23 protein-coding genes and 1 tRNA gene are annotated in these 23713 nt (G+C 71.6%); 6 read left to right on the forward strand and 18 right to left on the reverse strand.

All coding sequences use genetic code 11. The features are described from left to right. Positions 1-28 precede the first annotated feature (28 nt). The gene (rpsT, locus tag ACTHNQ_RS16160) at positions 29-289 is read left to right on the forward strand and encodes a 30S ribosomal protein S20 (RefSeq protein WP_018170963.1); all 261 of its coding nucleotides are present in this window, start codon (positions 29-31) and stop codon (positions 287-289) included. A gap of 79 nt (positions 290-368) precedes the next feature. Here the strand turns inward: rpsT and holA are convergent, their stop codons facing one another. The 5 genes from holA to ACTHNQ_RS16185 form a co-directional block, all read right to left on the reverse strand. Next, a complete protein-coding gene (gene holA / locus ACTHNQ_RS16165) occupies positions 369-1406 on the reverse strand; it encodes a DNA polymerase III subunit delta (RefSeq protein WP_440334984.1) in 1038 nt (345 codons plus the stop codon). 38 nt (positions 1407-1444) lie between these two features. After that, the gene (locus ACTHNQ_RS16170; RefSeq protein ID WP_440334985.1) at positions 1445-3790 is read right to left on the reverse strand and encodes a ComEC/Rec2 family competence protein; all 2346 of its coding nucleotides are present in this window, start codon (positions 3788-3790) and stop codon (positions 1445-1447) included. A gap of 1 nt (position 3791) precedes the next feature. Beyond that, complete coding sequence (locus ACTHNQ_RS16175) at positions 3792-4343, reverse strand: ComEA family DNA-binding protein (RefSeq protein WP_440335002.1); 552 nt, start codon at positions 4341-4343, stop codon at positions 3792-3794. A gap of 241 nt (positions 4344-4584) precedes the next feature. Further along, positions 4585-7161: a leucine--tRNA ligase gene (gene leuS / locus ACTHNQ_RS16180; RefSeq protein WP_440334986.1), complete on the reverse strand. Its 2577-nt coding sequence runs from the start codon at positions 7159-7161 to the stop codon at positions 4585-4587. A 102-nt stretch (positions 7162-7263) separates the two neighbouring features. Further along, complete coding sequence (locus ACTHNQ_RS16185) at positions 7264-8568, reverse strand: anthranilate synthase component I family protein (RefSeq protein ID WP_440334987.1); 1305 nt, start codon at positions 8566-8568, stop codon at positions 7264-7266. A gap of 42 nt (positions 8569-8610) precedes the next feature. Here ACTHNQ_RS16185 and ACTHNQ_RS16190 point away from each other — a divergent pair, with 42 nt between their 5' ends. The 4 genes from ACTHNQ_RS16190 to ACTHNQ_RS16205 are packed head-to-tail and all read left to right on the forward strand — an operon-like array spanning position 8611 to position 12031. Continuing rightward, positions 8611-9300 (forward strand): DedA family protein, encoded by a 690-nt coding sequence (locus tag ACTHNQ_RS16190; protein ID WP_440334988.1) that lies wholly within the window; start codon positions 8611-8613, stop codon positions 9298-9300. Between the two features lie 5 nt (positions 9301-9305). Next, the gene (locus tag ACTHNQ_RS16195) at positions 9306-10352 is read left to right on the forward strand and encodes an App1 family protein (RefSeq protein WP_440334989.1); all 1047 of its coding nucleotides are present in this window, start codon (positions 9306-9308) and stop codon (positions 10350-10352) included. 40 nt (positions 10353-10392) lie between these two features. Then, positions 10393-11106, forward strand: coding sequence for an SOS response-associated peptidase (locus ACTHNQ_RS16200; protein WP_440334990.1), 714 nt, complete (start codon positions 10393-10395; stop codon positions 11104-11106). A 28-nt stretch (positions 11107-11134) separates the two neighbouring features. Then, entirely contained in the window at positions 11135-12031 is an 897-nt protein-coding gene (locus tag ACTHNQ_RS16205; RefSeq protein WP_440334991.1) for a 3-methyladenine DNA glycosylase, read from the forward strand. 1 nt (position 12032) lies between these two features. On the opposite strand, the gene ACTHNQ_RS16210 is transcribed toward ACTHNQ_RS16205, so the two are convergent. From ACTHNQ_RS16210 to ACTHNQ_RS16240, 7 genes are all read right to left on the reverse strand, one after another. Next, the gene (locus tag ACTHNQ_RS16210; protein WP_440334992.1) at positions 12033-13226 is read right to left on the reverse strand and encodes a glycoside hydrolase family 3 N-terminal domain-containing protein; all 1194 of its coding nucleotides are present in this window, start codon (positions 13224-13226) and stop codon (positions 12033-12035) included. Between the two features lie 25 nt (positions 13227-13251). After that, positions 13252-14931 carry an acyl-CoA dehydrogenase family protein gene (locus ACTHNQ_RS16215; protein ID WP_440334993.1) on the reverse strand — a complete coding sequence of 560 codons (1680 nt, stop codon included), beginning with the start codon at positions 14929-14931 and terminating at the stop codon, positions 13252-13254. After that, on the reverse strand, positions 14928-16013 hold the full coding sequence (locus tag ACTHNQ_RS16220) for a zinc-binding metallopeptidase family protein (RefSeq protein WP_440334994.1): 1086 nt from the start codon (positions 16011-16013) through the stop codon (positions 14928-14930). The genes ACTHNQ_RS16215 and ACTHNQ_RS16220 overlap by 4 nt, the downstream gene beginning before the upstream one ends. 64 nt (positions 16014-16077) lie before the next feature. Then, on the reverse strand, positions 16078-17220 hold the full coding sequence (locus ACTHNQ_RS16225; RefSeq protein ID WP_440334995.1) for a PQQ-dependent sugar dehydrogenase: 1143 nt from the start codon (positions 17218-17220) through the stop codon (positions 16078-16080). After that, positions 17217-17693: a VOC family protein gene (locus tag ACTHNQ_RS16230; RefSeq protein ID WP_440334996.1), complete on the reverse strand. Its 477-nt coding sequence runs from the start codon at positions 17691-17693 to the stop codon at positions 17217-17219. Before ACTHNQ_RS16230 ends, ACTHNQ_RS16225 begins: the two co-directional genes overlap by 4 nt. A gap of 51 nt (positions 17694-17744) precedes the next feature. Further along, positions 17745-18812, reverse strand: coding sequence for a sensor histidine kinase (locus ACTHNQ_RS16235; RefSeq protein ID WP_440334997.1), 1068 nt, complete (start codon positions 18810-18812; stop codon positions 17745-17747). Between the two features lie 10 nt (positions 18813-18822). Next, positions 18823-19509, reverse strand: coding sequence for a response regulator transcription factor (locus ACTHNQ_RS16240; protein WP_440334998.1), 687 nt, complete (start codon positions 19507-19509; stop codon positions 18823-18825). 86 nt (positions 19510-19595) lie between these two features. On the opposite strand from ACTHNQ_RS16240, the gene ACTHNQ_RS16245 reads away from it, so the two are divergent. Beyond that, on the forward strand, positions 19596-20228 hold the full coding sequence (locus ACTHNQ_RS16245) for a M15 family metallopeptidase (protein WP_440334999.1): 633 nt from the start codon (positions 19596-19598) through the stop codon (positions 20226-20228). A 33-nt stretch (positions 20229-20261) separates the two neighbouring features. Here ACTHNQ_RS16245 and ACTHNQ_RS16250 read toward each other — a convergent pair whose 3' ends face one another. The 6 genes from ACTHNQ_RS16250 to ACTHNQ_RS16275 all read right to left on the reverse strand — a co-directional run bounded on the left by ACTHNQ_RS16250 (position 20262) and on the right by ACTHNQ_RS16275 (position 23671). Next, on the reverse strand, positions 20262-21002 hold the full coding sequence (locus tag ACTHNQ_RS16250) for a GH25 family lysozyme (RefSeq protein WP_440335000.1): 741 nt from the start codon (positions 21000-21002) through the stop codon (positions 20262-20264). Positions 21003-21085: 83 nt separating this feature from the next. Then, a tRNA-Ala gene (locus tag ACTHNQ_RS16255) sits at positions 21086-21161 on the reverse strand. 71 nt (positions 21162-21232) lie between these two features. Continuing rightward, positions 21233-21613: a ribosome silencing factor gene (gene rsfS / locus ACTHNQ_RS16260; protein WP_018170984.1), complete on the reverse strand. Its 381-nt coding sequence runs from the start codon at positions 21611-21613 to the stop codon at positions 21233-21235. After that, positions 21613-22842, reverse strand: a complete 1230-nt coding sequence (locus ACTHNQ_RS16265) for a hypothetical protein (RefSeq protein ID WP_440335001.1) — start codon at positions 22840-22842, stop codon at positions 21613-21615. The genes rsfS and ACTHNQ_RS16265 overlap by 1 nt, the downstream gene beginning before the upstream one ends. Next, a complete protein-coding gene (gene nadD, locus ACTHNQ_RS16270; RefSeq protein WP_018170985.1) occupies positions 22839-23435 on the reverse strand; it encodes a nicotinate-nucleotide adenylyltransferase in 597 nt (198 codons plus the stop codon). The genes ACTHNQ_RS16265 and nadD overlap by 4 nt, the downstream gene beginning before the upstream one ends. Before the next feature lie 11 nt (positions 23436-23446). Next, positions 23447-23671, reverse strand: a complete 225-nt coding sequence (locus tag ACTHNQ_RS16275; RefSeq protein ID WP_018170986.1) for a hypothetical protein — start codon at positions 23669-23671, stop codon at positions 23447-23449. Between the last annotated feature and the right edge of the window lie 42 nt (positions 23672-23713).

A 23713-nucleotide genomic window follows, 5' to 3' on the forward strand; every position in this document is an offset into this window, starting at 1 on the left:
CACCTCCGAACGAAAGAACCGTCGACACGTGGCGAACATCAAGTCGCAGATCAAGCGCAACAAGACCAACGAGAAGGCCCGCGAGCGCAACAAGGCCGTCAAGAGCGAGCTGAAGACCGAGGTGCGCCGCACCCGCGAGGCGATCGCCTCGGGCGACAAGGCCGCCGCCGAGAAGGCGCTCAAGACCGCGTCGAAGAAGCTCGACAAGGCCGTCAGCAAGGGTGTCATCCACCAGAACCAGGCCGCGAACCGCAAGTCGGCCATCGCGAAGCAGGTCGCGGCGCTCTGACGCATCGCCCGCTCACACGAGCTTGAAAAGGCCCGTCCCGCAAGGGGCGGGCCTTTCTCGTCCCCGGAACGGCGTCGGGTCAGGAGCCGTACGGTGCGCGCGTCGCGATGACCGTGATCATGCGCTCGAGGGCGAACACGGCGTCGCGCGAACCGCCCTTGACCTCGGCATCCGCTCGCGCCGTCGCCTGGATCGCGCGGCCGAGGCTCTCTTCGTTCCAGCCCACCAGGTCGCGCTTGGCTCGGTCGACCTGCCAGTCCTTCATGCCCAGGCGCGCCGCGAGGGCGGCGGAGGACTCGCGCGACCCCGCGACCCGCGCCATCGACCGGAGCTTCATCGCCACCGCAGCGACGAGCGGCACGGGGTCCGCACCCGAGGCGAGGGCGTGGCGGAGGGCGATGAGCGCCTCGCCGTAGCGTCCGGCGATCGCGGTGTCGGCCACCGTGAACGCGGACGTCTCGACCCGGCCGCCGTAGTAGCGCTCGACGACCTGCTCGGTGATGTCGCCGGGCACGTCGGCGATGAGCTGCTGACACGCAGCCGCCAGCTCGGTGAGGTCGTCACTGAAGGCCGACACGAGCGCGCGCAGCGCGGGCGGCGCGATGCGCTTCTTCGCGGCCTGGAACTCGCCCGCCGCGAAGTCGTAGCGATCGGAATCGCGCTTGACGGCCGGGCAGGCGATCTCGACTCCCGAGCCCTCCCCCGCCCGGATGGCGTCCAGCAGCTTCTTGCCGCGCACGCTCGCACCCGTGTGCCGCAGCACGACGGTCGCGCCGTCCTGCGGCATCGCGAGGTACGAGACGGCCTCGGCCAGGAACGTGTCGGAGCACTTCTCGACGCCGCTCACCCGCACCAGTCTCGGCTCGCCGAACAGGGACGGCGACGTCACCGCGAGCAGCGTGCCTGCGGCGTAGTCGTCCGCACGGATGTCGGAGACCTCGAGCGTCGGATCCTCGGCGCGTAGGTAGTCGCGCACCCCGGCGATCGCGCGCTCGGCGCACACCTCTTCGGGCCCCGAGACCAGGACGATCGGCGCCGGCTGCGGGGCGCGCCACGACAGCTGCGGGATGGCGCTGCGCGCGGCCTTCGAAGCGGGGCGACGCGCGGGGGATGCCATGGTTCCAGCCTACCGACGCCGCCGACATCGACGACTTCTCACCCGCCTCGGTCATGCCACACCGCGACGCCTGCCCTGCCCGCCCACAGTGCGACGATGCCGTCGCGATCGGTGCGGGCGATGCGGGCGCCGAGGCCGTCGAGCACCGCCAGAGTCTCGTCGCGGGGGTGGCCGTAGTCGTTGCCGGCGCCCACCGTGATGAGGGCGACGGCGGGAGCTGCCGCGGCGTAGACGGCGGCATCCTGATCCGCGCTGCCGTGGTGGGCGACCTTCACGATCGCGTAGGGAGGGGCGAGGGCTCCGGATGCCACCAGCGCCTGCTGCGGCGAAGCCGAGAGGTCGCCGAGAAGCAGGGTGGGCGGGATCGGACCGCCGCGCACGTCCAGGGCCACGCTGGAGTCGTTGCCGACACCGAACCCGCGGCTGCCGCCGGGTTTCGGCCAGAGGACGCGCCAGGTCGCTTCCCCCAGCGCGCCCGACATGCCGGCGGAGGCTTCCACCGACTGCGCGCCGGCATCCGTGAGCGAGCGCAGCACTGCGGCGCCGACGGCGTCGACCGGGCCGTGCACCACGGTGACGACGCGGCCGACGACGGCGGGCACTCCCCCGCGGTGGTCGAGGTCCCAGTGCGTGAGGACGAGCAGGTCCACCCGCGACACCCCGACGCGATCGAGGCAGGTGGTCAGTGCCTCCGGTTCGGGGCCGGTGTCGACGAGTGCGACGGTCCCGGCCGATCGCAGCAGGACGGCATCGCCCTGGCCCACGTCGCACGCCAGCACCGCCCAGTCGCGCGGAACGGTCCACGGGCCGGCGACGGAGGAGAGCGCCGCCGAACCCAGCGCCCCGCCGGCGAGCACGGCCACCAGGACGACAGATCCGCCCCGCAGCGCGCGGCGCACGCCCGAGCCTCCGTTCGGGAGCACCACGATGGCGCCGATCGCCGCCCCGACCACGGCGAGCCCGGCTGCCCCGGGCCAGCCTTCCAGCCACGGCAGCGCATCTGCGGGAAGCGAGGCCACGGTGCCCGCCGTCGCGGCGATCCACGAGGCGGGGAGCCAGGCGAGCGCGGCGAGCCCGGACTGCAGCCACGGCATCGGCATGGCGAGGCACGCCGCGAGACCGAGCACCGTCGCGGCCGGCGCGGCGGGTTCTGCCAGCAGGTTGGCCAGGACGCCGTACACCGGGACAGTGGGCTCGATCAGCACCAGCAGAGGACCGCACGCCAGCTGCGCGGCGAGCGGGATCGACAGCGCGAGCGCCAGCGGGCGCGGCATCCATCGCGCGAGGCCCGCGGCGAGCGGGCGCGCGAACAGCAGCAGCGCGCCCGTGGCCGTCACCGACAGGGCGAAGCCGAGGGATGCCGCCAGCCATGGGTCGACCACGAGCAGCACCGTCACGGCGAGCGCGAGGATGGCGGCGCCGACCCCGGTGCGGCCGAGGAGCACCGCCAGCATGGCGACGGCGGCCATGGCCGCTGCGCGCACCACGCTGGGCTCGGGGGTGACCAGCACGACGAACCCGACGAGCACGGCGAGCCCGACGCCGACGCGGAGCGCGCGCGATGCGCCGAGCAGTGCCGCGAAGGCGAACGCGATGCCCACCACCAGCGCGCAGTTGGCTCCCGATACCGCGGTCAGGTGAGAGAGCGACGACGCCTTCATCGCGGCGTCCAGCTGCGGGGAGACGATCGAGGTGTCGCCGACCGCGAGGCCCGGCACGAGTCCTGCGCCCTGCCCGGGCAATCCGTCCACCGCCGCGACGAGCCCGTCGCGCAGGCCCGCAGTCGCGGCTGCGACGCCGGCGGGCGCGCGGGTCACCTCCACGCCGCGCGAGGCCCACACCGTGACGACAGCCCGCTCCCCCGGGCGCCCGGGCTTCGCGGTGCCGCGGGCGATCACGGCGGCACCGACATCCAGCTGCGCCGGCCGGTCGACGTCCTCCGGTGCGACGCGCACGACGATCTCGACGTCCGCGTCGCGCCGGGTGGACCCGGTCACGAAAGTCGTCGCGCGCGCGTCGAACGCGAGCGTGCCGTCGACGCGCCGTTCCACCTTTCCCACGACGGTCGCCGTCACGTCGACCGCGCGGCCTCCCGAGAGCGCGCCGGCGGTCACCTGCGTCCGCGCCGGCTGGGCGAGAGCGACGTGCGATGCCGCGGCCGCGCCTGAGGCCAGCGCAAGGATCGTGATCAGGACCGCCGTCGACGGCCGTCTCGACGGCCTGCTCCGGCGGATGATCGCGACGGCCGCGGTGGCCGCAGCGACGGCGACCCACAACGTGATGGCGGCCCCGGACGACCACGACGGCAGGAGGATCGCTGCGGCGGCGACGGTCCACGCGCTCGCCGCCACGGGGACGAGCCGCAGCCTCCGTGCCGTCGTCACGTCACACCGTGACGAGGTCGCGGAGCGACGCGAGCATCTTGTCTCCGATGCCGGGCACCGCCAGCAGATCGTCGACGCTGGTGAAGCGCCCGTTGTCGTCGCGCCACGCGACGATGCGCTCGGCGAGGGCGGGGCCGATCCGCGGAAGCTCCTCCAGCTGAGCGGCATCCGCCGTGTTGAGGTTGACCCGGCCGTCGGCGGCCGTCTGGGCGCCGGGCGACTCCGCCGTGCTCTCGCCCACGCGGGGAACCGGCAGCTGCTCGCCGTCGGTGACGACGCGGGCGAGGTTGACCGCGCTCCTGTCGGCGTCGTCGGCGAAGCCTCCGGCCGCCGCCACCGCATCGACGACGCGGGAGCCCGTCGGCAGCACATACAGCCCGGGCGAGCGCACCGATCCCGACACATGCACGTAGAGGTCGGCGGTCGCCGCCGCCGTGCGGGTCGGCGTGACGTCGATGGCCACCTCTTCTGCCGGCGTCAGCGCGCCTCGCAGGATGCCGATGCCGACGGTGACGGCGACAGCCGCGACGACGAGCGCCACCACCGCCCCCACACCGAGCCGCCTGCGCGGAGAGGCGGCCGCAGGGGCGGCTTCGGGGGCGGCGGGCTCACCGGGGGTCACGCCGCCACGCTAGGGGCCGCTCAGGCTCCCCGACGTGCGTGCCGGCGCCTCTGTGGACACCTCGGGCGATGTCTGCCCTGGGGAGGACGGCGCGCGACCGCTGCCCGGTCGGCGGAACGACGGATGCCGTGCCCGCGGGTCGCGGGCACGGCATCCGTTCATCGCACAGACGTCACTTCGTGGAGAAGCTCACGACCTTCGGCGGCCGCACGACGGCGCGGACGATCTCGCGATCGCCGAGCGCGCGGACGACCTTCTCGTCCGCACGGGCGAGGCGCTCGAGCTCAGCGGCGTCGATCCGGGCCGACACCTGCAGCGTGCCGCGCACCTTGCCGTCGATCTGCACGACCGCGGTCACGCGCTCCTCGACCAGCAGCGTGGGGTCGGCGGTGCGCCACGGCACGAGGCCGACGAAGCCGTCGTAGCCGAGGATCTCCCACATCTCCTCCGCGGTGTGCGGAGCGAACAGGTCGAGGACCATCGCGGTGACCTCTGCCGCTTCGCGCACCGCCGGGTCGGCGGGACCGGCACCGGTGTCGATCACCTTGCGGGTGGCGTTGACGAGCTCCATGAGGCGCGCGACGACGACGTTGAACTTCGTCTGCTCGACGAGCCCGGGGGCGTCGGCCAGCAGGCGGTGCGTCACGCGACGCAGCCCCTCGTCGCCCTCGGCCCACACGACGTCGGGCGAGCTCGTCACGTCGTTCGCCACACGCCAGGCTCGCGCCAGGAACTTCTGGGCGCCGGTCGTCGAGACGTCCTCCCAGTTGATGTCGTCCTCGACCGGCCCCGCGAACACCATCGCCACGCGCGACGCGTCGGCGCCCGGGTCGACCATGCTCGACGCGAACTCGACGAGGTTGCCCTTCGACTTCGACATCTTCGATCCGCCCAGCAGCACCATGCCCTGGTTGATGAGGCTCGTGAACGGCTCGGTGAAGTCGATCAGGCCCATGTCGAAGAGCACCTTGGTGATGAAGCGCGCGTACAGCAGGTGCAGGATCGCGTGCTCGACGCCGCCGATGTACGAGTCGACCGGAGCCCAGCGCGCCGCCTCGGCGGACGGGAACGCCTCGGTGTGGTCGTTCGGCGCCAGGAAGCGCAGGAAGTACCACGAGCTGTCGACGAACGTGTCCATCGTGTCGGGGTCGCGCAGCGCCGGCTCCCCCGTCTCGGGGTCCGTCGTCTGCATCCACTCGGTCGCGGCGCCCAGCGGCGACGTGCCCTTCGGCTTCAGGTCGAGCTCGCGCGCATCGGGCAGCTCCAGCGGCAGCTGGTCGTCGGGCACCGGGACGATGCGGCCGTCCTCGGTGTGGATCATCGGGATCGGCGTGCCCCAGAAGCGCTGACGCGAGATCAGCCAGTCGCGCAGGCGGTACGACTTCGCGGCGCGGCCGGTGCCCGCAGCCTCCAGCTGCTCGATCATGCGAGCGATCGCATTGCGCTTGGACAGGCCGTCGAGCGGACCCGAGTTGACCAGGCGTCCCTCGCCGGTCAGGGCGATGCCCGTCTTGGCGGGGTCCAGATCGGCCAGCGCCTCGAGGGGGCCCGGGTCCAGCGGGACGCCCTCGTCGTCGAGCTCGATCACGGGGATCGCGCCGGTGATGGATGCCGTCGTGTCGACGACCACCTTCACGGGCAGGTCGAACGCACGGGCGAAGTCCAGGTCGCGCTGGTCGTGGGCGGGCACGGCCATCACAGCGCCGTGGCCGTAGTCGGCCAGCACGTAGTCCGCGGCCCAGATCGGCAGACGGTCGCCGTTCACGGGGTTGATCGCGAAGCGGTCCAGGAACACGCCCGTCTTGGGACGGTCGGTGGACTGCCGCTCGATGTCCGTCTCGCGCTGCACGCGCTCCAGGTAGTCCTGGAAGCGCATGCGCACCTCCGCCGTGGAGCCCGCGGCGAGCTCGGCCGCCAGATCGCTGTCAGGGGCCACGACCATGAAGGTCGCCCCGTAGAGGGTGTCGGGGCGCGTCGAGAACACGGTGACCTTGTCGGCACGGCCCTCGATCTCGAAGTCGATGTCGGCGCCGATCGATCGGCCGATCCAGTTCCGCTGCATGCGGAGGACCTTCTGCGGCCAGAAGCCCTCGAGCTGGTTCAGGTCGTCGAGCAGGCGGTCGGCGTAGTCGGTGATCTTGAAGTACCACTGCGTCAGGTTCTTCTTGACGACCTCGGCGCCGCAGCGCTCGCAGTGACCGTCGACGACCTGCTCGTTCGCCAGCACCGTCTGGTCGTTGGGGCACCAGTTGACCGGGCTCGCCTTGCGGTACGCCAGCCCCCGCTCGTAGAGGCGCTGGAACAGCCACTGGTTCCAGCGGTAGTACTCGGGGTCGCTGGTGTGCAGGATGCGCGACCAGTCGTAGGACGAGCCGTACTCGCGGAAGCTCTTCTTGTGCTGCTCGATGTTCGCGTACGTCCACTCGCGCGGGTCGGAGCCGGCGCCGCCCTTGATGGCCGCGTTCTCGGCGGGCAGCCCGAACGAGTCCCACCCGATCGGGTTCAGCACGTTGTACCCGCGGTGGCGCCAGAAGCGCGCCACGACGTCGACGTACGCGTAGTTCTCGGCGTGGCCCATGTGCAGGTCGCCCGACGGGTACGGGAACATGCCGAGGACGTACTTGCGGGGCCGGGTGTCTTCGGCGCCGCCCGCGCGGAACGGGTCGGCCTCGGCCCAGCGCGCCTGCCACTTCTGCTGGATCGCGTACGCGTCGTAGCCCTCGGCGGGCGCAGTGGTGTCGGAAGACATGGTCTGACTCACGTGGGAAGTACCAATCCTGGGAAGCTGGAATGCGGGCATCACGCAGAAGGCGCCGTGCAACGCATCTTCCAGGTTAGCGGACCAGGCGCCTCACCAGCCCGGCGGAAGGCTCGCCCCCAGTGCGCCCAGCGGGCCCCGGGCCTTGATGCCGACCTCTGCGACCTCGGCCGCGGCATCCGATCGCCACGTGATGCCTCCGCCGGCCCCCACGTAGGCACCGCCCGGGTGCACCACGATCGACCGGATCACCATGGCCAGATCGAGCGTGCCGTCGTCGCCGACCCATCCGAAGCACCCCGCGAACACTCCCCGCGGGCCCTGCTCCAGCCGTTCGAGGATCGTCATGGCCGAGAGCTTCGGCGCGCCCGTCATCGACCCGGCCGGGAACGTCGCGTCGAGCAGGGCGCCGACGGTCGTCCCCGCGACGAGCGCACCCGACACCGTGCTCACGAGCTGGTGGACTGCGGGATACGACTCGACCTCGAGCAGCGCGTCCACCCCGACGCTCCCCGGCTCGCACACGCGCGACAGGTCGTTGCGCATGAGGTCGACGATCATGACGTTCTCGGCGCGCTCCTTCTCGTTCGCGCGTAGTTCTGCGGCGAGCGCGGCGTCGGCGGCGGCATCCGCTCCGCGCGGACGCGTCCCCTTGATGGGCTTCGTGCGCACCACCGCGGCGCCCCCGTCGCCGGCGACCTCGAGGAACTGCTCGGGGCTCGCGCTCAGGAGCGCCACGCGGCCCGACCGCACGAATCCGCCGTGATGCGCCGGGGTCGCCTGGCGCAGCCGCAGATAGACAGGAAGGGGGTCGACTGCGCCCTCGACCTCGAACCGCGTCGTGAGGCACAGCTGGTACGCGTCCCCGCCTCGGATCGCGTCGCGGCAGCGCTCGATCAGCGCGGCATAGTGCTCCGGCGTATGGCGAGCCCGGGCGACGAGCGGCGTCTGATCGTGCAGTGCGAGGGCGGGAGGGGATGCCACGACCGCCCGCAGCGCCGTCACGAGCCGTGCCGCGGCCTCCGCCGGGGCATGCACGGTGACGCGGCGCGCGGCGTGGTCGAATGCGATGACCCGGTCCACGCGCAGCCAGAGCTGTGGCGCATCTGCGCGGTCGTCGTGCCGGGCGGGCGCCCCCGCCCGCCCGGCCGCCTCGTCGTAGCCCCACCAGCCGACCCAGCCGCCGCGGAAGCCTGCGGAGCCGTGCGGGTCGATGAGCGTCTCCCGGACGCCTGCGGGATCGTCGGGAAAGCCCGTGCCCATCCAGCTGGACCCGGTGGCCGCATCGGGTCCGGCATCCAGCCAGTAGGCGTGCGGGGCATCGGCGAAGAGGGCCGCGAACGCGTCGGCCGGATCGACCCATACCGGCAGGTCGACCGCGACGAGAGCCTCCGACATGTTCCCAGGTTAGAGGGACGGCGCGCCCTCTAGGCTCGTGCCGTGAACGAGTTCCTCACGTGGCTGCTCGACGCCGTGCAGAGCGTCGACCCGCTCGTCAGGACGCTCCTCGCGGGGCTCGCCATCATGCTGGAGACGAGCGTGCTGGTCGGGCTCGTCGTCCCCGGCGACACGGTGGTGATCGTCGCCGCGACGGCCGTCTCTTCGCCCCTGGAGGCCGTGCTGCTCGGGCTCGCCGTGGTGGCGGGGGCGATCGCCGGCGAGAGCATCGGATTCTGGCTGGGACGCGTGCTCGGCCCCCGCATCCGCCACTCGCGGGTGGGCGCATGGGTCGGGGAGGAGAACTGGGCACGGTCGGAGCGCTACCTGCAGCGCCGCGGCGGGCCCGCGATCTTCCTCTCGCGCTTCCTGCCGGTGCTGCACTCGCTCGTCCCCCTCACGGTCGGGATGAGCGGGTACTCCTACCGCCGATTCCTCGCGTGGACGATCCCGGCGTGCGTCATCTGGTCGACGCTGTACATCTCGGTCGCGGCCGCCGCCGCCGGCACCTACCGGGAGCTGGCCGACCAGCTGCACTACGCCGGGTACATCTTCGTCGCCGTCATCGTCGTGTTCCTCGTGCTGGTCTACGTGGCGAAGAAGGTCATCGAGCGCAGCGAACGCCGGCACCTCGAGAACGAGCCCTCGGCCGACGACGCGGCCGGAGCGCCGGCCCCGGACGTGAAAGACTGAGGGGGATGCCCGAGAACGACACGTCCTCCGCGCGCCCCAAAGTCCTGTGGCTCGCGCGACTGGAGTACCGGTTCCACGCGTGGCGCGAACGGCGGGCACGCCGGCGCGGGCAGACGCCGACGGTCACCCCGTTCCCCGGTTACGGCGCCCCCGACTGGGTGCGGGTGCTCGGCCGCGTCATGATCGTGCCGCCGGTGAAGCCGGTGGGCGAGGGCGAGTACGCGAGCGTGCGCGGCTGGCGCAGCTTCGTCGCCGTGCCGATCGGCTACGCGCAGGTCACCGTCACGATCGCCGGCGTCGAGCACGAGGTCGTCGCCGACCGCGGCGGGGTCATCGACACCCGCATCCCGGCGCAACTCGGGCCGGGATGGCAGACCTTCACGATGACGGTCGAGGGCGGCGACCCCGTCGAGACCCGCGCGTTCATCGTGGCGCCCGAGGTGCGGTTCGGCATCGTGTCGGACGTCGACGACACCGTCATGGTCACGGCGCTCCCCCGGCCGCTGCTCGCCGCCTGGAACTCCTTCGTGGTCGACGAGCACGCACGCCAGCCCGTCCCGGGCATGGCCGTGCTCATGGAGCGCGTGGTGCGCGAGAATCCCGGCGCACCGCTCATCTACCTCTCCACGGGCGCGTGGAACATCGCCCCGACGCTCCTGCGGTTCCTCGGACGACACGTGTTCCCGCCAGGGGCGATGCTGCTGACCGACTGGGGGCCGACGCACGACCGCTGGTTCCGCAGCGGCATGGCGCACAAGCTGTCGAACCTGCGCCGGCTCGCCGAGGAGTTCCCGCAGGTGCGCTGGCTCCTCATCGGCGACGACGGCCAGCACGACGACGCGATCTACACGACGTTCACGGACGAGCACCCGAGCCAGGTCGTCGCCGTCGCGATCCGTCGGCTCTCCCCGGCGGAAGCCGTCCTGGCCGGCGGTCGCACCGCCGTCAACGACCATGCCGCCGCCGCCGTGCCGTGGGTGAGCGACAGCGACGGCGCCGGGCTGCTGGAGCGCCTCGAGGACGTCGGCGTCATCGGCGGCGCACCGGCCTGAGCAGCGCTCGACGTCGGAGCCCGCGCGTAGGCTGACCATCATGTGCGGACGCTTCGTGGTGGCCAGTGCCGGTTCCGATCTCGTCGGCGTGCTGCTCGTCGATGTCGAGGGCGACGACCTGCCCGAGCCCTCGTACAACGTCGCACCGACCGACCGGGCCGCCATCGTGCTCGACTCCGCCAAGACGGAGCCGCCGACGCGGCGTCTGGAGTCGGCGCGCTGGGGCCTCATCCCGTCGTGGGCGAAAGACACCAAGATCGGCGTGCGCGCGTTCAACGCCCGTGCGGAAGAGCTCGAAGACAAGCCGATGTTCCGCGGCGCGCTCGAGAAGCGCCGGGCGGTCGTGCCGACGTCGGGCTACTACGAGTGGAAGACGGTGGACGGGGTCAAGACGCCCCACTACATCCACCCCGCCGACGGTGAGCCGCTGTTCCTCGCCGGGCTGTACGAGTGGTGGCGCGATCAGACGAAGGGCGACGACGATCCCGACCGGTGGCTGCTGAGCTTCACGATCCTCACCCGCGACTCCATCGGCCACCTGGGCTCGATCCACGACCGGATGCCGCTGTTCCTCGACCCCGACCACGCGGATGCCTGGCTCGACCCGACGACCGACAACGTGCGCGACGTCCTGGACGCCGCCATCGATGCCGCGCCCGCACTGGCCGACACGCTCGAGGACCATGTCGTGTCGAAGGCCGTGGGCAACGTGCGCAACAACTCCCCCGAGCTCATCGAGCCGGTCGAGGGCTGACCCGACCCGGCCCGCTCAGGAAGGGTGGATGCCGCCCGCGTATCCTCGAGCGGTGACCATCGCTCCTCCGCATCCGACGGCGCTCGTCGCCGACGACTGGCGGGCGCGCGAGGCGGCGCACACGCAGCGCGCGCACGCGCTGACGTCGGCGCACCGTGAGCGTTCGGCACGCCACGAGCCGCACCCGGTCGAGGACTTCCTGTTCACGTACTACTCGTACAAGCCGGCGGTCCTGCACCGCTGGCATCCCGGTGAGGACGTCGAACTGAGGGATGCCGCATCCGACGCCCGCGCCTCGTGGCGCTGGTATTTCCCCGGGCGGTCCCCCGGCTCATTGGTCGTCGACGGGGAGGCCTTCCGGGCCGAGCGAGGCGGCCTGATCGCAAACGTGGCCACGATCCTCCGGGCCACCGCCGGACGGGCGCCCGGATTCGGGTGCTTCGGCCTGCACGAGTGGGCGATGGTCTACCGGCAGCGTGAGCACCGGCATCCCGTGCCGCTGCGTCTCGGACGCGAGGGCACCGACGCCGTCGTCGAGGCGCACGACCTGCGGTGCACGCACTTCGACGCGTTCCGCTTCTTCACGCCCGAGGCGGTGCCGCTCAACCGCGAGGCGCCGACGCGCGAGCGTCAGGCGGCGTTGGAGCAGCCCGGCTGCCTGCACGCGGGAATGGACCTGTACAAGTGGGCCGTCAAGCTCGGCCCGCTCGTGCCCGGCGACCTGCTGCTCGACACGTTCGAGCTCGCGCGCGAGATCCGGGTCCTCGACATGCGGGCCTCGCCCTACGACCTCGCGGACTGGGGCTACGACCCGGTGCGCATCGAGACCGCTGAGGGCAAGGCGGCGTACGTGCGCGCCCAGCGCGGATTCGCCGAACGCGGTCAGGCGCTGCGAGCGCGGCTGCTCGAGATCGCCGACGCCTGACTCATCCCGCGGGTGCGCAGTCGGCGCACGGCACGAGTCCACGGCCGTCGGCCGCCAGGCGCAGCCGCAGCGCCGTGACCCGCTCCGCCGCCTCCGTGAGCCGGTCGGCGGGGAGGGCGCCCGAGTCGACGGCGGCGACGATCGCATCGACGATGGCCGGCGCCGTGTCGGCCGTCGACGACACCACCATCAGCACGACGTCGTTGCCGGCGGCGAGGGCTGCCACCGCGTTCGCCGCAGGATCCGCGTACCGCGGATCGCCGGATGCCTGGAGCATGCCGAGGTCGTCGGTGACGGCGATGCCGGTGAATCCGAGATCCTCCCGGGCGATGCGGTGCCACTCGGCCGACATGCTCGCCGGCGCCGGATCGACAGCGGTGTACGCGAGGTGCCCGAACATGAGCAACGGCGCGCCGGCATCGATCCCGGCCGCGAACGGCGCGCCGTCGGTCGCTTGCCACTCCTGGTACGACAGCGGCGTGACCGGGATGGTCGCGTGCGAGTCGGCCTCTGTCGCGCCGTGCCCGGGGAAGTGCTTGAGGGTGGATGCCGCGGCCCCCTCTTCGCCGGCGACCGCTGCGGCGACGCTCGACGCAGCGGCGGCGGGGGTGGTTCCCAGCACGCGCCGGTAGATGAACGAGGCCGGGTCGTCCGTCTCGTCGGCGACGATGCCGAAGTTGACCCCGATGCCCGCTCGTCGCACGAGCGCGGCACGGCCGGCGAACGCGTCCTGGACCGCGGCCGCCGGCGCGCCCTTGAGCGTGAGTGCGGAGGGGAAGACATCCCAGGGCAGCCGCGACACATCGCCGCCCTCCTGGTCCACCGCGATGAGCGGGGGAAGCGCCGGGTCGATCGTCAGTGCCGCGGTGAGTGCGCGCAGCGACGCCTCGTCGCCGGGGATGTTGGCGCCCATCAGCAGGAAGCCGCCGATGCCGGTGGACTGCATGTACGAACCCAGGGCGGCGGCATCCGTCGTCGGGATATGCCCCATGACGACGGTGGCGGCGCGCTCACGGAGGCTCATGGCCGCCACTCGGTCGCGGGCGGCCGCGGCGAGCGCATCGGCGCCGGCGGGCTGGACGGTGACGCCGGAGCTCTGCGGCGCGGCGAGCGCGGGCGCCGATGATGCGGCGCCGGTCGTGAGGGCGAGGACCAGCGCGAGAGCGCATGACCCCACCCTCCCTGCAGACCTCATCTGTCCAGGGTAGGCGGCGGCGACGTCAGTGGCGCGCGACGAGGGCGGCGGCATCCGTCCCCGGCGGCAGCACGCCGTACTGGGCGCCGCGGTCGTCGCTCAATCGGGCGGCGATGAACGCCTCGGCGGCGGTCGTCGGGGCGTGGCGCAGCATGAGGGACGCCTGGAACGCCAGGGCGAGGCTCTCGCTGAGGCGCCGGGCCTGCGCGGCGGCCTCGTCCGCGTCGGCGGTCGACAGCCGATCGAGGAGGGTGAGCGTGCGGTCGACGTAGGCATCAAGGTCGCGGGAAGCGCCCGTTGTGGTCGACAGCTCGTCGGCGAACGCGGCAGCGGAATCGGGATCCCGTGTCAGTGCGCGCAGCACGTCCAGGGCGATGACGTTGCCCGAGCCCTCCCAGATCGCCATCACCGGCTGCTCGCGATAGCGCCGGGCCAGCGGGAACGACTCGGTGTATCCGTTGCCGCCGAGGCACTCCATCGCCTCGTAGGCGTGGTGGGGGCCGCGCTTGCAGATCCAGTACTTCGAGACCGGAGTGGCCAGGCGACGCAGTGCCGTGTCTCGGTCAGAGGCTCGGGATTCGAACAGCTGGGCGAGACGCAGGCCGGTGAGCATCGCCGCCTCGTACTCGAGCGCCAGGTCGGCGAGCACGGCCGTCATGGCCGGCTGATCGACCAGCAGGCGCCCGAACGCCGTCCGGCCGCGCGCATGCCAGACCGCTTCGGCGACGGACTGCCGCATGCCTGCCGCGGTGCCGAGCACACAGTCCAGCCGGGTGCGCTGGACCATCTCGATGATGGTGCGCACGCCCCTGCCGGGTTCGCCCAGCACGAAGCCGGCGGTGCCGTCGAACTCCACCTCGGACGACGCGTTCGCACGGTTTCCCAGCTTGTCCTTCAGTCGCTGGATGCGGAAGACGTTCGGCGTGCCGTGCGGCAGCATCCGGGGGACGAACACGCACGACAGTCCCTCGTCGGTGCCGCCGCGTCTCGTCTGTGCGAGCACGAGGAACGCGTCCGACATCGGTGCGGAGCAGAACCACTTGTGTCCTGTCAGCTGATAGGCGTGGCCGCCCATGTGCTCGCCGGTGGTGGTGCCGGCGCGGACGTCGGAACCGCCCTGCTTCTCGGTCATCGCCATGCCGACCAGCGCGCTGCGTTTACCGCCGGGGACGTCCAGTCGGGGGTCGTACTCGCGTGACAGCAGGCGCGGGAGCCACTCGTCGGCCACCCACGGCGAGCCCTGGATCGACGCGACGGCGGCGTGCGTCATCGACACGGGGCAGGCGTGGCCGGGCTCCACCTGGGCGAACAGCATGAACATCGCCGCACGGGCCACCGATGCGCCCTCACGAGTGTCGGCCCACGCCGATGTGTGCGCGCCACGCGCGACCGCATCGCCGATCACCCGGTGGTACGACGGGCCGTACTCCACCTCGTCCAGCCGGTAGCCCCACCGGTCGTGCGTCTGCAGCACTGGGGTGTGGATGTTCGCGAGCTCGGCGTCGCGCTGGAACGTGCCCGATCCGACCAGGGCTCCCGCCTCGCGGAGGCTCTCGTCCGCCCAGCCGCCGCCGAGGGCGCCGACCGCCGACACGAGCGGGGCGTTCGACCCGTACTCGTCGATGTCGACCCGCCACGGCGCCTGGTTCTCGACATCGTGGGTGGCGGCGCCGACGGCGCGCTGCCCGCGGGCGAAGGTCGTCATGACCGCTCCGTGTCTCCTGCCGTGGCGAGGGCGTACTGCTCGCGCGGGCTGAGCGGCGCGCGCGTGACGATGTCGTGGATGAACGCCAGTTTGTGCCGTACCGGGGTGACGATCGTGAACGGGTAGAGGTCGCCGAAGCCCATCGAACGGTTGATCCGGTTGAACCCCTGCGACATCCACTCCCAGTCCGTCAGCAGCCGCTGGATGGGCTCGTCCTCGTACGAGTCGAGCGGCACCACGTCGGTGTCGCGCAGGTTCGTCACCGCGGCGTCGAGATGGATGCCGATCACTGCGGCCGTCTGCAGGGTGCCGGTGATGTGCAGGTAGTGCGCGAAGGTCTCGGCGAAGTCCTCCCACGGGTGCATCGTGGCGTACTCCGAGATGAAGGACTCGTGCCAGTCGGCCGGCGCACCGAGCTTGTAGTGGCGCTGCAGGGCGTCGCGGTAGCTCGTCCGCTCATCGCCGAACAGCTCGCGACAGCGGTCCCACAGCGCGGGGTCGGTGAGCAGCACGTTCTGGTAGTAGTGCCCCACCTCGTGGCGCAGATGCCCCAGGATCGTGCGATAGGGCTCGCCGAGCTTCACCCGCAGCGCTTCGCGCCGGTCGTCGAGGCTCTCGGCAAGATCGATCGTGATGATGCCGTTCGCGTGGCCGATCGTGACGCGCTTGCCGTCGGAGAGGCTGGAGATGAGGTCGAAGCCGAGGCCGCCCTTCTCGACGTCCCAGCCGACGATCGGCAGGCCGAGGTCGGCGAGCTGCAGCAGCAGGCGGCGCTTGGCCTCCTCGGTCTTGGCGAGCTTCTCCAGCGCGACGGTGTCGTTCGCGGCCGGGCTGCGGCGCGTGAGCCGGCACGAGAAGCACCGGCCGGCCGGCGCGTTCTCCCACACCAGCCAGTTGCACGCCCACTCGCGGTTCGAGCAGGTGTACCAGACCTCGCCCTCCACGGCCGCCTGCCCGTTGCGCAGCCCCACGAACTCGCGGGACGGCAAGTGGTAGCCGATCTCGGCTTCGCAGTTCGGACACCGCAGGGTGTCGAGGTACACGAAGTGGCGGCAATGCGGACAGCGGGGCTGCGAGCTCACCGTCTCACCGTAGCGTGCCCCGGCGTGCCTGCTCCCCTGTAACCGCCCGCCCCCTCACTCCGTGTCAGGGCGACGGCGTCAGCTGCACCCGCAGCAGCAGATCGTCGGTCGGCCCCGGTTCGCCTCGGCCGTCGGTGTTGTTCGTCAGCACCCACAGGGATCGGTCCGGCACCGCGACGACGTCGCGCAGACGGCCGAACTCTCCGACGAACGCGGCCACGGGTTCGCCGGTCGCCGCGCCCTCCGCCGTGTCGACCTGCCACAGGCGCTCCCCGCGCAGGCTCGCGAGGAACAGCGTCGCGCCCACGGCGGCGAGCCCGCTCGGGCTCGCCTCGCTGGTCGGCCACTGCGCGACCGGGTCCACGTACTCGTCGCGCTGCGCGACGCCCTCCACGACAGGCCAGCCGTAGTTCGCCCCCGGTTCGATGCGGTTGAGCTCGTCCCAGGTGTTCTGACCGAATTCGCTCGCCCACATGGTGCCGTCGGCGGTCCAGGCGATCCCCTGCACGTTGCGGTGTCCCATCGACCACACGCGGGTGGACCAGGGGTTGCCCGGGGCGGGGTCGCCGTCGGGGGTCATGCGCAGGATCTTGCCTCCCAGGGCATCGCGCTCCTGTGCCGCCTGGGGCCGTCCAGCGTCGCCCGTCGTCACGTAGAGGTATCCGTCAGGGCCGAAGGCGATGCGCCCGCCGTCGTGATTGGCAGCCTTCGGGATGCCGTCGAGCACGACGTCCGGCTCCCCCAGCTCGTACGATCCGGCGGCGCCGCGCAGCGGCATCCGCACCACCCGGTTGTCGTCGGCCGAGCCGAAGTAGGCGTACAGCATGGTGCTCCCGTCGGTGTCGAGGAGCGCCAGGCCGTGCAGACCGGATTCACCGCCCGAGACGACACCGGGCACGGCCCCGACGGTGCGCAGCCGGCCGTCACCCGTCAGCTCCCGAACGGTGCCGTCGTCGCGCTGCGAGATGAGCGCGCCGCCGCCCTCCAGCGGCACGACCGACCAGGGAGCTGCGAGACCGGTGGCGAGAGTCGCGACATCGGGCGATGCTCGCCACCAGGCCGTATCCGACGCCGGGACCGAGGCGCCGACTGTCGGCGAGGCCGCCGACGGCGAGTGCCGAGGCGACGGTGCGGTGCATCCGGTCGCCACCATGGACGCCAGCAGGAGGAGGCAGCCGATCGCCGCGACCCGGTCGCGAGGCATCATGCGCCCGCGACGGCGGCTTCGAGTGCGGCGATGTCGATCCGGCGCATGCGCAGCATGGCCTGCACCGCCCGGTGCGAGATCTCGGGATCAGGATGCCGGATCAGCTCCACCAGCCGATCGGGGATGATCTGCCACGACAGACCCCAGCGATCCTTGAGCCACCCGCAGGGCTGCTCCTGACCGCCGTCCGCCACGAGCGCGTCCCAGAAGCGGTCGACCTCCGCCTGGTCACCGCACGACACGTAGAGCGACACCGCCTCGGTGAAGGGGAACTGGGGACCGGCATCCATTCCGAAGTAGTCGCGGCCGGCGAGCCGGAAGTGGACGTGCATGACCTTGCCGCCCATGCCGGGCACCTCGTCGGGGTAGCGCCCGAGCGTCACGATCTCGGAGTCCGGCACCAGCGCGGTGTAGAAGGTGACGGCCTCTTCGGCCGCGTCGTCGAACCAGAGGAACGGGGTGACGTCGGTCATGCCTCCCACCCTCGCGGACGCCCGCGGGCCGCGCAACGGGTCGCGCGGATGTCACTCGGGCGCGAGCGGCAGCCGCACCGTCACCCGCAGCCCGCCGTCGGGGCGGCCGGCGAGCATGAGGCGCCCGTCATGGGCCTCGGCGATGCTCTTCACGATCGCCAGGCCCAGCCCGACGCCGGCGTGCTGGTCGCTGCGGGCGCGGTCGGTGCCGCGTTGGAAGGGCTCCGCGAGCGTGCTGACGAGCATCGGGCTCAACGTCTCGCCCGTGTTCTCGACGACCAGCTGCGCGGCATCCCCGTCCCGCCCTGTCACGACCTCGACGCTTCCGCCCGCCGGGAGGTTGTGGACGATCGCGTTGTGCACGAGATTCGTCGCGAGCTGACGCAGCAGCGCCGGCGAGCCGAGCGCGGACACGACATCGCCCGCTGTCGAGACGGTCACGTGGCGGGCTTCGGCCAGTGGCAGCAGCGTCTCGGCGGCGTCCTCGGCGACCAGTGACAGATCGACGGGCTCGCGCATGAACGATCGCTGCTCCGCACGGCTGAGGACCAGCAGCGCCTCGGTGAGGTCGATCGCCCTGGTGTTCACCTCGCGCAGCCGTGCGATGAGCTCGTCGGCGTCGCGGTCGGGGTCCTTGCGTGCGACATCCAGCAGGGTCTGGGTGATGGCGAGCGGTGTGCGCAGCTCGTGCGAGGCGTTGGCGGCGAAGCGGCGCTGCTCGTCGACATGCGCCTCCAGCCGCGCCAGCATCGCGTCGAAGCTGTCGGCGAGCTCGCGGAACTCGTCTGCGCTGCCCTCCAGGGCGATGCGGTGCGACAGCGACCCTGCGGCGGCCCGTCGCGTGGCATCCGTGATCCGCCGCAGCGGCGCCAGCATGCGGCCGGCGAGGATCCACCCGCCGACGAGGCCGAACACGAGGAGCGCCACGAGCGCCCAGACCGCACGGGGCACGAACGCGCGCTCCAGGTCGCCGCGATTGGGTACGACGGGGCCAGGACCGGTGAGGTTGCCGTCGGGCACGTACCGCAGGAGGAACACCCACACCACGGCGAGCAGGAGAGCACCCGCGACCATCAGGAATCCGGCATAGCTGAGCGTCAGCTTCAGTCGCACGCTCATGCCCGGGCGCCTAGTCATCCCGCGGGCCCTCGGCGCCGGCAGCCTCGATGCGATACCCCACGCCGGGGACCGTGGCGATCACCCATGGCTCCCCCAGACGCTTGCGCAGCGCCGACATGGTGATCCGCACGGCGTTCGTGAACGGGTCGGCGTTCTCGTCCCAGGCCCGCTCGAGCAGCTCCTCCGCGCTCACGACACCGCCGTCGGCGGCGATCAGCACCTCGAGCACGGCGAACTGCTTCCGGGTGAGCGCGACGTATCTGCCGTCGCGGAACACCTCCCGACGGAACGGATCCAGCCGCAGACCCGCCAGCTCCCGCACCGGCGGCCGGCTGTGCGCGCGGCGGCGGTCGAGGGCGCGCAGCCTCAGCACGAGCTCCTGCAGGTCGAACGGCTTGGTCAGGTAGTCGTCGGCGCCGAGCTCGAAGCCGGTCGCCTTGTCGTCGATGCGGTCGGCGGCGGTCAGCATGAGGATAGGGATGCCGGTCCCCGAGGCGACGAGGTGCGCCGCGATCTCATCGCCCGAGGGGCCCGGGATGTCGCGGTCGAGCACGGCGATGTCGTACGCGTTGATGCTCAGGAGCTCCAGCGCGGTGTCGCCGTCGCCCGCAACGTCCGCCGCGATCGCCGCGAGGCGGAGGCCGTCGCGGATGCCCTCGGCCATCAGGGGTTCGTCCTCCACCACCAGCACGCGCATGTCTCGATGCTACGAGGCGGCGCATATCGTCCGTGTAGCGAAAACCTCATACGCCCCTGCAACGCGCGCGCGTGTGGGGTGGAGGCATGAACAGCGTCCCGTCCCCGTCTCAACGCACCCGTCGCATGCTCGTCGGCCTCGTCCTCGCCTTGGCCGTGCTCCTCGCCGCGGCCGTCGGGGTCGTGGCCTACCGTTCTGCAGCCGCCGAGAACCCGTCGGCCGGAGGAACCGCGCCCACGGTCGATCAGACCCGGGACGGCGCCGTGACCGAGGCCGACGGCATCCTCGCCGACGCCGCAAGCCCCTTCGACGACACGCTCGCCGCCATCGCCCGCCTCCAGCCCGAGCTGCTCGACGCGCTGCGCCGGGCGGCCGAGGGTGCCGCCGCCGACGGGATCGACGTCAAGGTCAACAGCGGCTGGCGTTCGATCGACTACCAGGAGCAGCTGCGGCATGAGGCCGTCGCCCAGTACGGCTCCGAGGCCGAGGCCGCACGGTGGGTCGCCAGCCCCGCCACCTCTGCGCACGTCGCCGGCGAGGCCGTCGACATCGGGCCGTACGCGGCCGCGGACTGGATGATCGCGCACGGGGCGCAGTACGGACTGTGCCGCACGTACGACAACGAAGCGTGGCACTTCGAGCTGCGTCCGGATGCCGTGCAGAACGGCTGCCCGCGCCCGTACCGCGATCCCACCGAGGATCCGCGGATGCAGGGCTGACCGGGCCCCCGAGGAGCGACGCCGCGCCGCGCCTCAGCCGGCGAGTGCCGCGAGCTCATCGCGGGTGCCGTGGTACACGTTCATGTCGATGTACTGCTCGACACCGACGTACCCGCGGAGACGGTCGCGGTCAGAGTACTGCCAGATGGTCCAGTCCCGATCGTCGCCCAGGCGCGGTGGGAGGACGAGCGAACGGATCCAGATCGGGTTCCTCGCGTACCCGCCGGACAGGTAGCGATCGTAGGCCTGCGGTGTCGCATAGATGACCGGTGGTGCGCCGTAGTGCTCTTCGAGTCGTTCCAGCAGCGGGTGGAGGATCTCGTCCACCTGCTCACGCGTCGGCGGGTGCGCGAAGAACTCGCCGTAGAACTCGAGATCCAGGGCGATGGGCAGCGTCGCATCGTCCGGGACGGTGTCGATCACGTGCGCAGCCTGGGCGTCGCCGCTGCTCTCGAAGCTCACGAAGTGGTACGCCCCGATCAGCAGACCCGTCCGCGAGGCTCCTGCCCAGTTCGCGGCGAACTGCGAATCGATCGACGAGGAGCCCTCCGTCGCCTTGATGTACGCGAAGTCGATGTCCTCAGAGGCGAGGGCGTCCCAGTCGACCTCGCCCTGGTAGCTCGAGATGTCGATCCCGCGCACCTCGTAACCAGCGGCGAAGAACCGCGCGGGCCAGATGGTTCCCGTGAGGACCAGAGCCGCCACGACAGCGAGGACCAGGAGGACGCCCCCGGATGCCACCACCACGCGCGTTCGGGTGCGGTTACGGGTCATCTGCCGAGTCTGTCACGATGTGGTGCGAGTCTTCAGGACACGTGCCGGAAAAACAAAATCCCCCGGTTAGCCGGGGGATTTCTTGGTGGACCTGAGGGGACTCGAACCCCTGACCCCCTGCATGCCATGCAGGTGCGCTACCAGCTGCGCCACAGGCCCTGACCGTTTTCCCGCTCTCGCGGGGCAACTCGTCTAGCTTACAACACTCTGAGGGGTGCTCCGAACCATGGTCACTCTTCAGCGCCCGCGCGTGCGGGCAGCTGGATCGGAACGACGGGGCAGTCCTTCCACAGACGCTCGAGACCGTAGTAGACGCGCTCCTGCTCGTGGAAAACGTGCACGACGAGGTCGCCGAAGTCGATCAGCACCCAGCGGGACTCCTGGCGCCCCTCGCGGCGCAGACGCTTGTACCCGGCTTCGAGCAGCTTGTCCTCGACCTCATCGGCGATGGCGGCGACGTTGCGCTCGTTGCGGCCTGTCACGAGCAGGAAGATGTCGACCAGCGGCAACGGCTCCGAGACATCGAGGGCGATGAGATCCTCGCCGCCCTTCGCGTCGGCGGCCGTCGCCGCGATCTGCAGCATGTCGAGCGACTGAGGGGTCGCGGTCATCAGAAGACTCCTGTCGCGAAGGCGAGGATGAGGACGCCCACCAGGGCGAGGGCGAGCACTCCCGCGGTCACGGCGAGCGACATCATGAGCTTGCCGCCCTTCTCGGGAGCGGGGGGCTTGATGACCTCGCCGGGCATCTTGACCGTGCTCACGGCGGCGCTCGCGGCGATCGGCGTCGGAGACGAGTGCACCGGCAGCTCGCCGTCGACGAGTGTCGCGTCGATCTCCTTGCCGTCGGCGGTGCCCTTTGCGTGCCCGGTCGAACCGAGGCCCTCGGGCAGGTTGAAGGTGCCGGTGACGATGACCTCGCCGGTCGCGGTGACGGGCGCCACGAGCGACGTGACCTCGGGTGCCTGCGACACGATGAGCGCGCTCGGAAGCGCGATGGCCCCGGTCGTACGGGAGAGGAGCTGGTCGAACGACGGCGGGAATTCCGCCGCCGCAGGCTCGGCCTCGGCCGCGGGGACCGGATTCGCCGCCTGCGCCTCGAGCAGTCCGGCACCGAGCAGTGGGCTCACGACGGCCTTCTCCTGCTCTGCGATCGGGTCCTCGACGCCGGCGAGGGCGGAATCGAACGCGTCGATTCCCGTGCTCTCGTCGGCGGCCGGCTGGATCCACGACACCTGAGGCGCAGGAGTGGCGGCGGGTGCAGCTGCGACGGGGGCGGCCGCGACGGCGCCGGGCTCGGGCTCGCGCGGGATGCCGAAGAGCGCGTGCATGCCACTGTCGGTGCTCACCTCGCCCGAGTCCGTCGACTCGACGAAGAGCGACGGCGTCGGGCGGGACGCCGGCTGCGGCTCTGCGAACGGCTGCTGCTCGAACGCAGGATCGGGCGACCCGGACGGCGCGAACGCCGTGGCGCCCGTCGCCGCAGCGTGCGCGGCGACGACCTCGGGCGTGATCACGGGAACGGACGCGGTGCGGATGCGCTCCTGCTGACGCGCCTGGCGCCGGGTCAGCGGCGAGACGCCGAGATCGACTGTCGAGTCCGCGACGGGAGCGGGCGCGATGACGGCGGGCTCGGCCGGGCGCGGGAACGGCGCGGCGGGGGCGGGCACCACGGCCGCGGGCGGCGGGGTCGGCGCGACGGGCTCGACGGGTGCGGGGGCCTCAGGGGCCGCATCGGCCGTCGGCGCGGCGGTGATCACGGGCGTCGAGCCCGTGTTCCGCAGCTCGCGGATCTGCTTGCGGGTGAGGGCGGGCGATGCCGGTTGCTCGGGTGTACTCATTCCTTGCTCCGGTAGAGATGATGCTTCGCAATGTATTGGACGACCCCGTCGGGCACGAGGTACCACACCGGGTGTCCTCGCTGCACTCGGTCGCGGCAGTCCGTCGACGAGATGGCGAGGGCGGGGATCTCGAGCTGACTGACGTCGTCGCTGGGCAGGCCGTCCGTGTTCAGCACGTGTCCCGGGCGAGACACAGCGACGAAGTGGGCGAGATCCCACAACTCATCATGGTCTCTCCAACTGAGAATTTGCGCTATGGCGTCCGCGCCCGTGATGAAGAACAGCTCCGCGTCCGGGCGCTGGGCCTTCAGATCGCGGAGCGTGTCGATGGTGTAGGTGGGTCCGTCGCGGTCGATGTCGACCCGACTCACTGTGAAGCGGGGATTGGATGCCGTCGCGATGACGGTCATCAGATAGCGGTGTTCGCTGGGCGAGACGTCGGCCTTCTGCCACGGCTCGCCGGTGGGCACGAAGACGACCTCGTCGAGATCGAACCACTGAGCGACCTCGCTCGCTGCGACGAGGTGCCCGTGGTGGATGGGATCGAACGTCCCACCCATGACCCCGATCCTCGAGGCCTCCGTGCCGACCATGCGGGCTGGCCTCAGTGGCCGTGCCCCGATCGCTGGACGTCGTTGGCGTGGGCTTTGGCGTACGCCTCGGCCTTGTGCGAGTGGCGGTTGGCCACGTTGCGGTACGACAGCGTCACCAGGGCCAGTGCGGCGAACACGACGACCGCCACGATGCCGTAGCCCACGGTCTCGAGGGCGACGTTGCCGGTGTGCTCAGCCTCTTCGGCGGCGATGGCGATGATCGTGGCGAGTGTCATTCGTGCTCCGTTTCGGGGTTCGCCTCTGGGGCGCGGGACCGG

The sequence above is a fragment of the Microbacterium sp. genome (assembly GCF_051953575.1).
Classification (GTDB): Bacteria; Actinomycetota; Actinomycetes; order Actinomycetales; family Microbacteriaceae; genus Microbacterium.

Coding starts and splice junctions, on each gene's coding strand:
- holA (WP_440334984.1), bottom strand. CDS start 1,406: ATGGCATCCCCCGCGCGTCGCCCCGCTTCGAAGGCCGCGCGCAGCGCC.
- leuS (WP_440334986.1), bottom strand. CDS start 7,161: ATGTCTTCCGACACCACTGCGCCCGCCGAGGGCTACGACGCGTACGCG.
- ACTHNQ_RS16185 (WP_440334987.1), bottom strand. CDS start 8,568: ATGTCGGAGGCTCTCGTCGCGGTCGACCTGCCGGTATGGGTCGATCCG.
- ACTHNQ_RS16195 (WP_440334989.1), top strand. CDS start 9,306: ATGCCCGAGAACGACACGTCCTCCGCGCGCCCCAAAGTCCTGTGGCTC.
- ACTHNQ_RS16200 (WP_440334990.1), top strand. CDS start 10,393: ATGTGCGGACGCTTCGTGGTGGCCAGTGCCGGTTCCGATCTCGTCGGC.
- ACTHNQ_RS16205 (WP_440334991.1), top strand. CDS start 11,135: ATGCCGCCCGCGTATCCTCGAGCGGTGACCATCGCTCCTCCGCATCCG.
- ACTHNQ_RS16210 (WP_440334992.1), bottom strand. CDS start 13,226: ATGAGGTCTGCAGGGAGGGTGGGGTCATGCGCTCTCGCGCTGGTCCTC.
- ACTHNQ_RS16215 (WP_440334993.1), bottom strand. CDS start 14,931: ATGACGACCTTCGCCCGCGGGCAGCGCGCCGTCGGCGCCGCCACCCAC.
- ACTHNQ_RS16225 (WP_440334995.1), bottom strand. CDS start 17,220: ATGATGCCTCGCGACCGGGTCGCGGCGATCGGCTGCCTCCTCCTGCTG.
- ACTHNQ_RS16230 (WP_440334996.1), bottom strand. CDS start 17,693: ATGACCGACGTCACCCCGTTCCTCTGGTTCGACGACGCGGCCGAAGAG.
- ACTHNQ_RS16235 (WP_440334997.1), bottom strand. CDS start 18,812: ATGAGCGTGCGACTGAAGCTGACGCTCAGCTATGCCGGATTCCTGATG.
- ACTHNQ_RS16240 (WP_440334998.1), bottom strand. CDS start 19,509: ATGCGCGTGCTGGTGGTGGAGGACGAACCCCTGATGGCCGAGGGCATC.
- ACTHNQ_RS16245 (WP_440334999.1), top strand. CDS start 19,596: ATGAACAGCGTCCCGTCCCCGTCTCAACGCACCCGTCGCATGCTCGTC.
- ACTHNQ_RS16250 (WP_440335000.1), bottom strand. CDS start 21,002: ATGACCCGTAACCGCACCCGAACGCGCGTGGTGGTGGCATCCGGGGGC.
- rsfS (WP_018170984.1), bottom strand. CDS start 21,613: ATGACCGCGACCCCTCAGTCGCTCGACATGCTGCAGATCGCGGCGACG.
- ACTHNQ_RS16265 (WP_440335001.1), bottom strand. CDS start 22,842: ATGAGTACACCCGAGCAACCGGCATCGCCCGCCCTCACCCGCAAGCAG.
- nadD (WP_018170985.1), bottom strand. CDS start 23,435: ATGGTCGGCACGGAGGCCTCGAGGATCGGGGTCATGGGTGGGACGTTC.
- ACTHNQ_RS16275 (WP_018170986.1), bottom strand. CDS start 23,671: ATGACACTCGCCACGATCATCGCCATCGCCGCCGAAGAGGCTGAGCAC.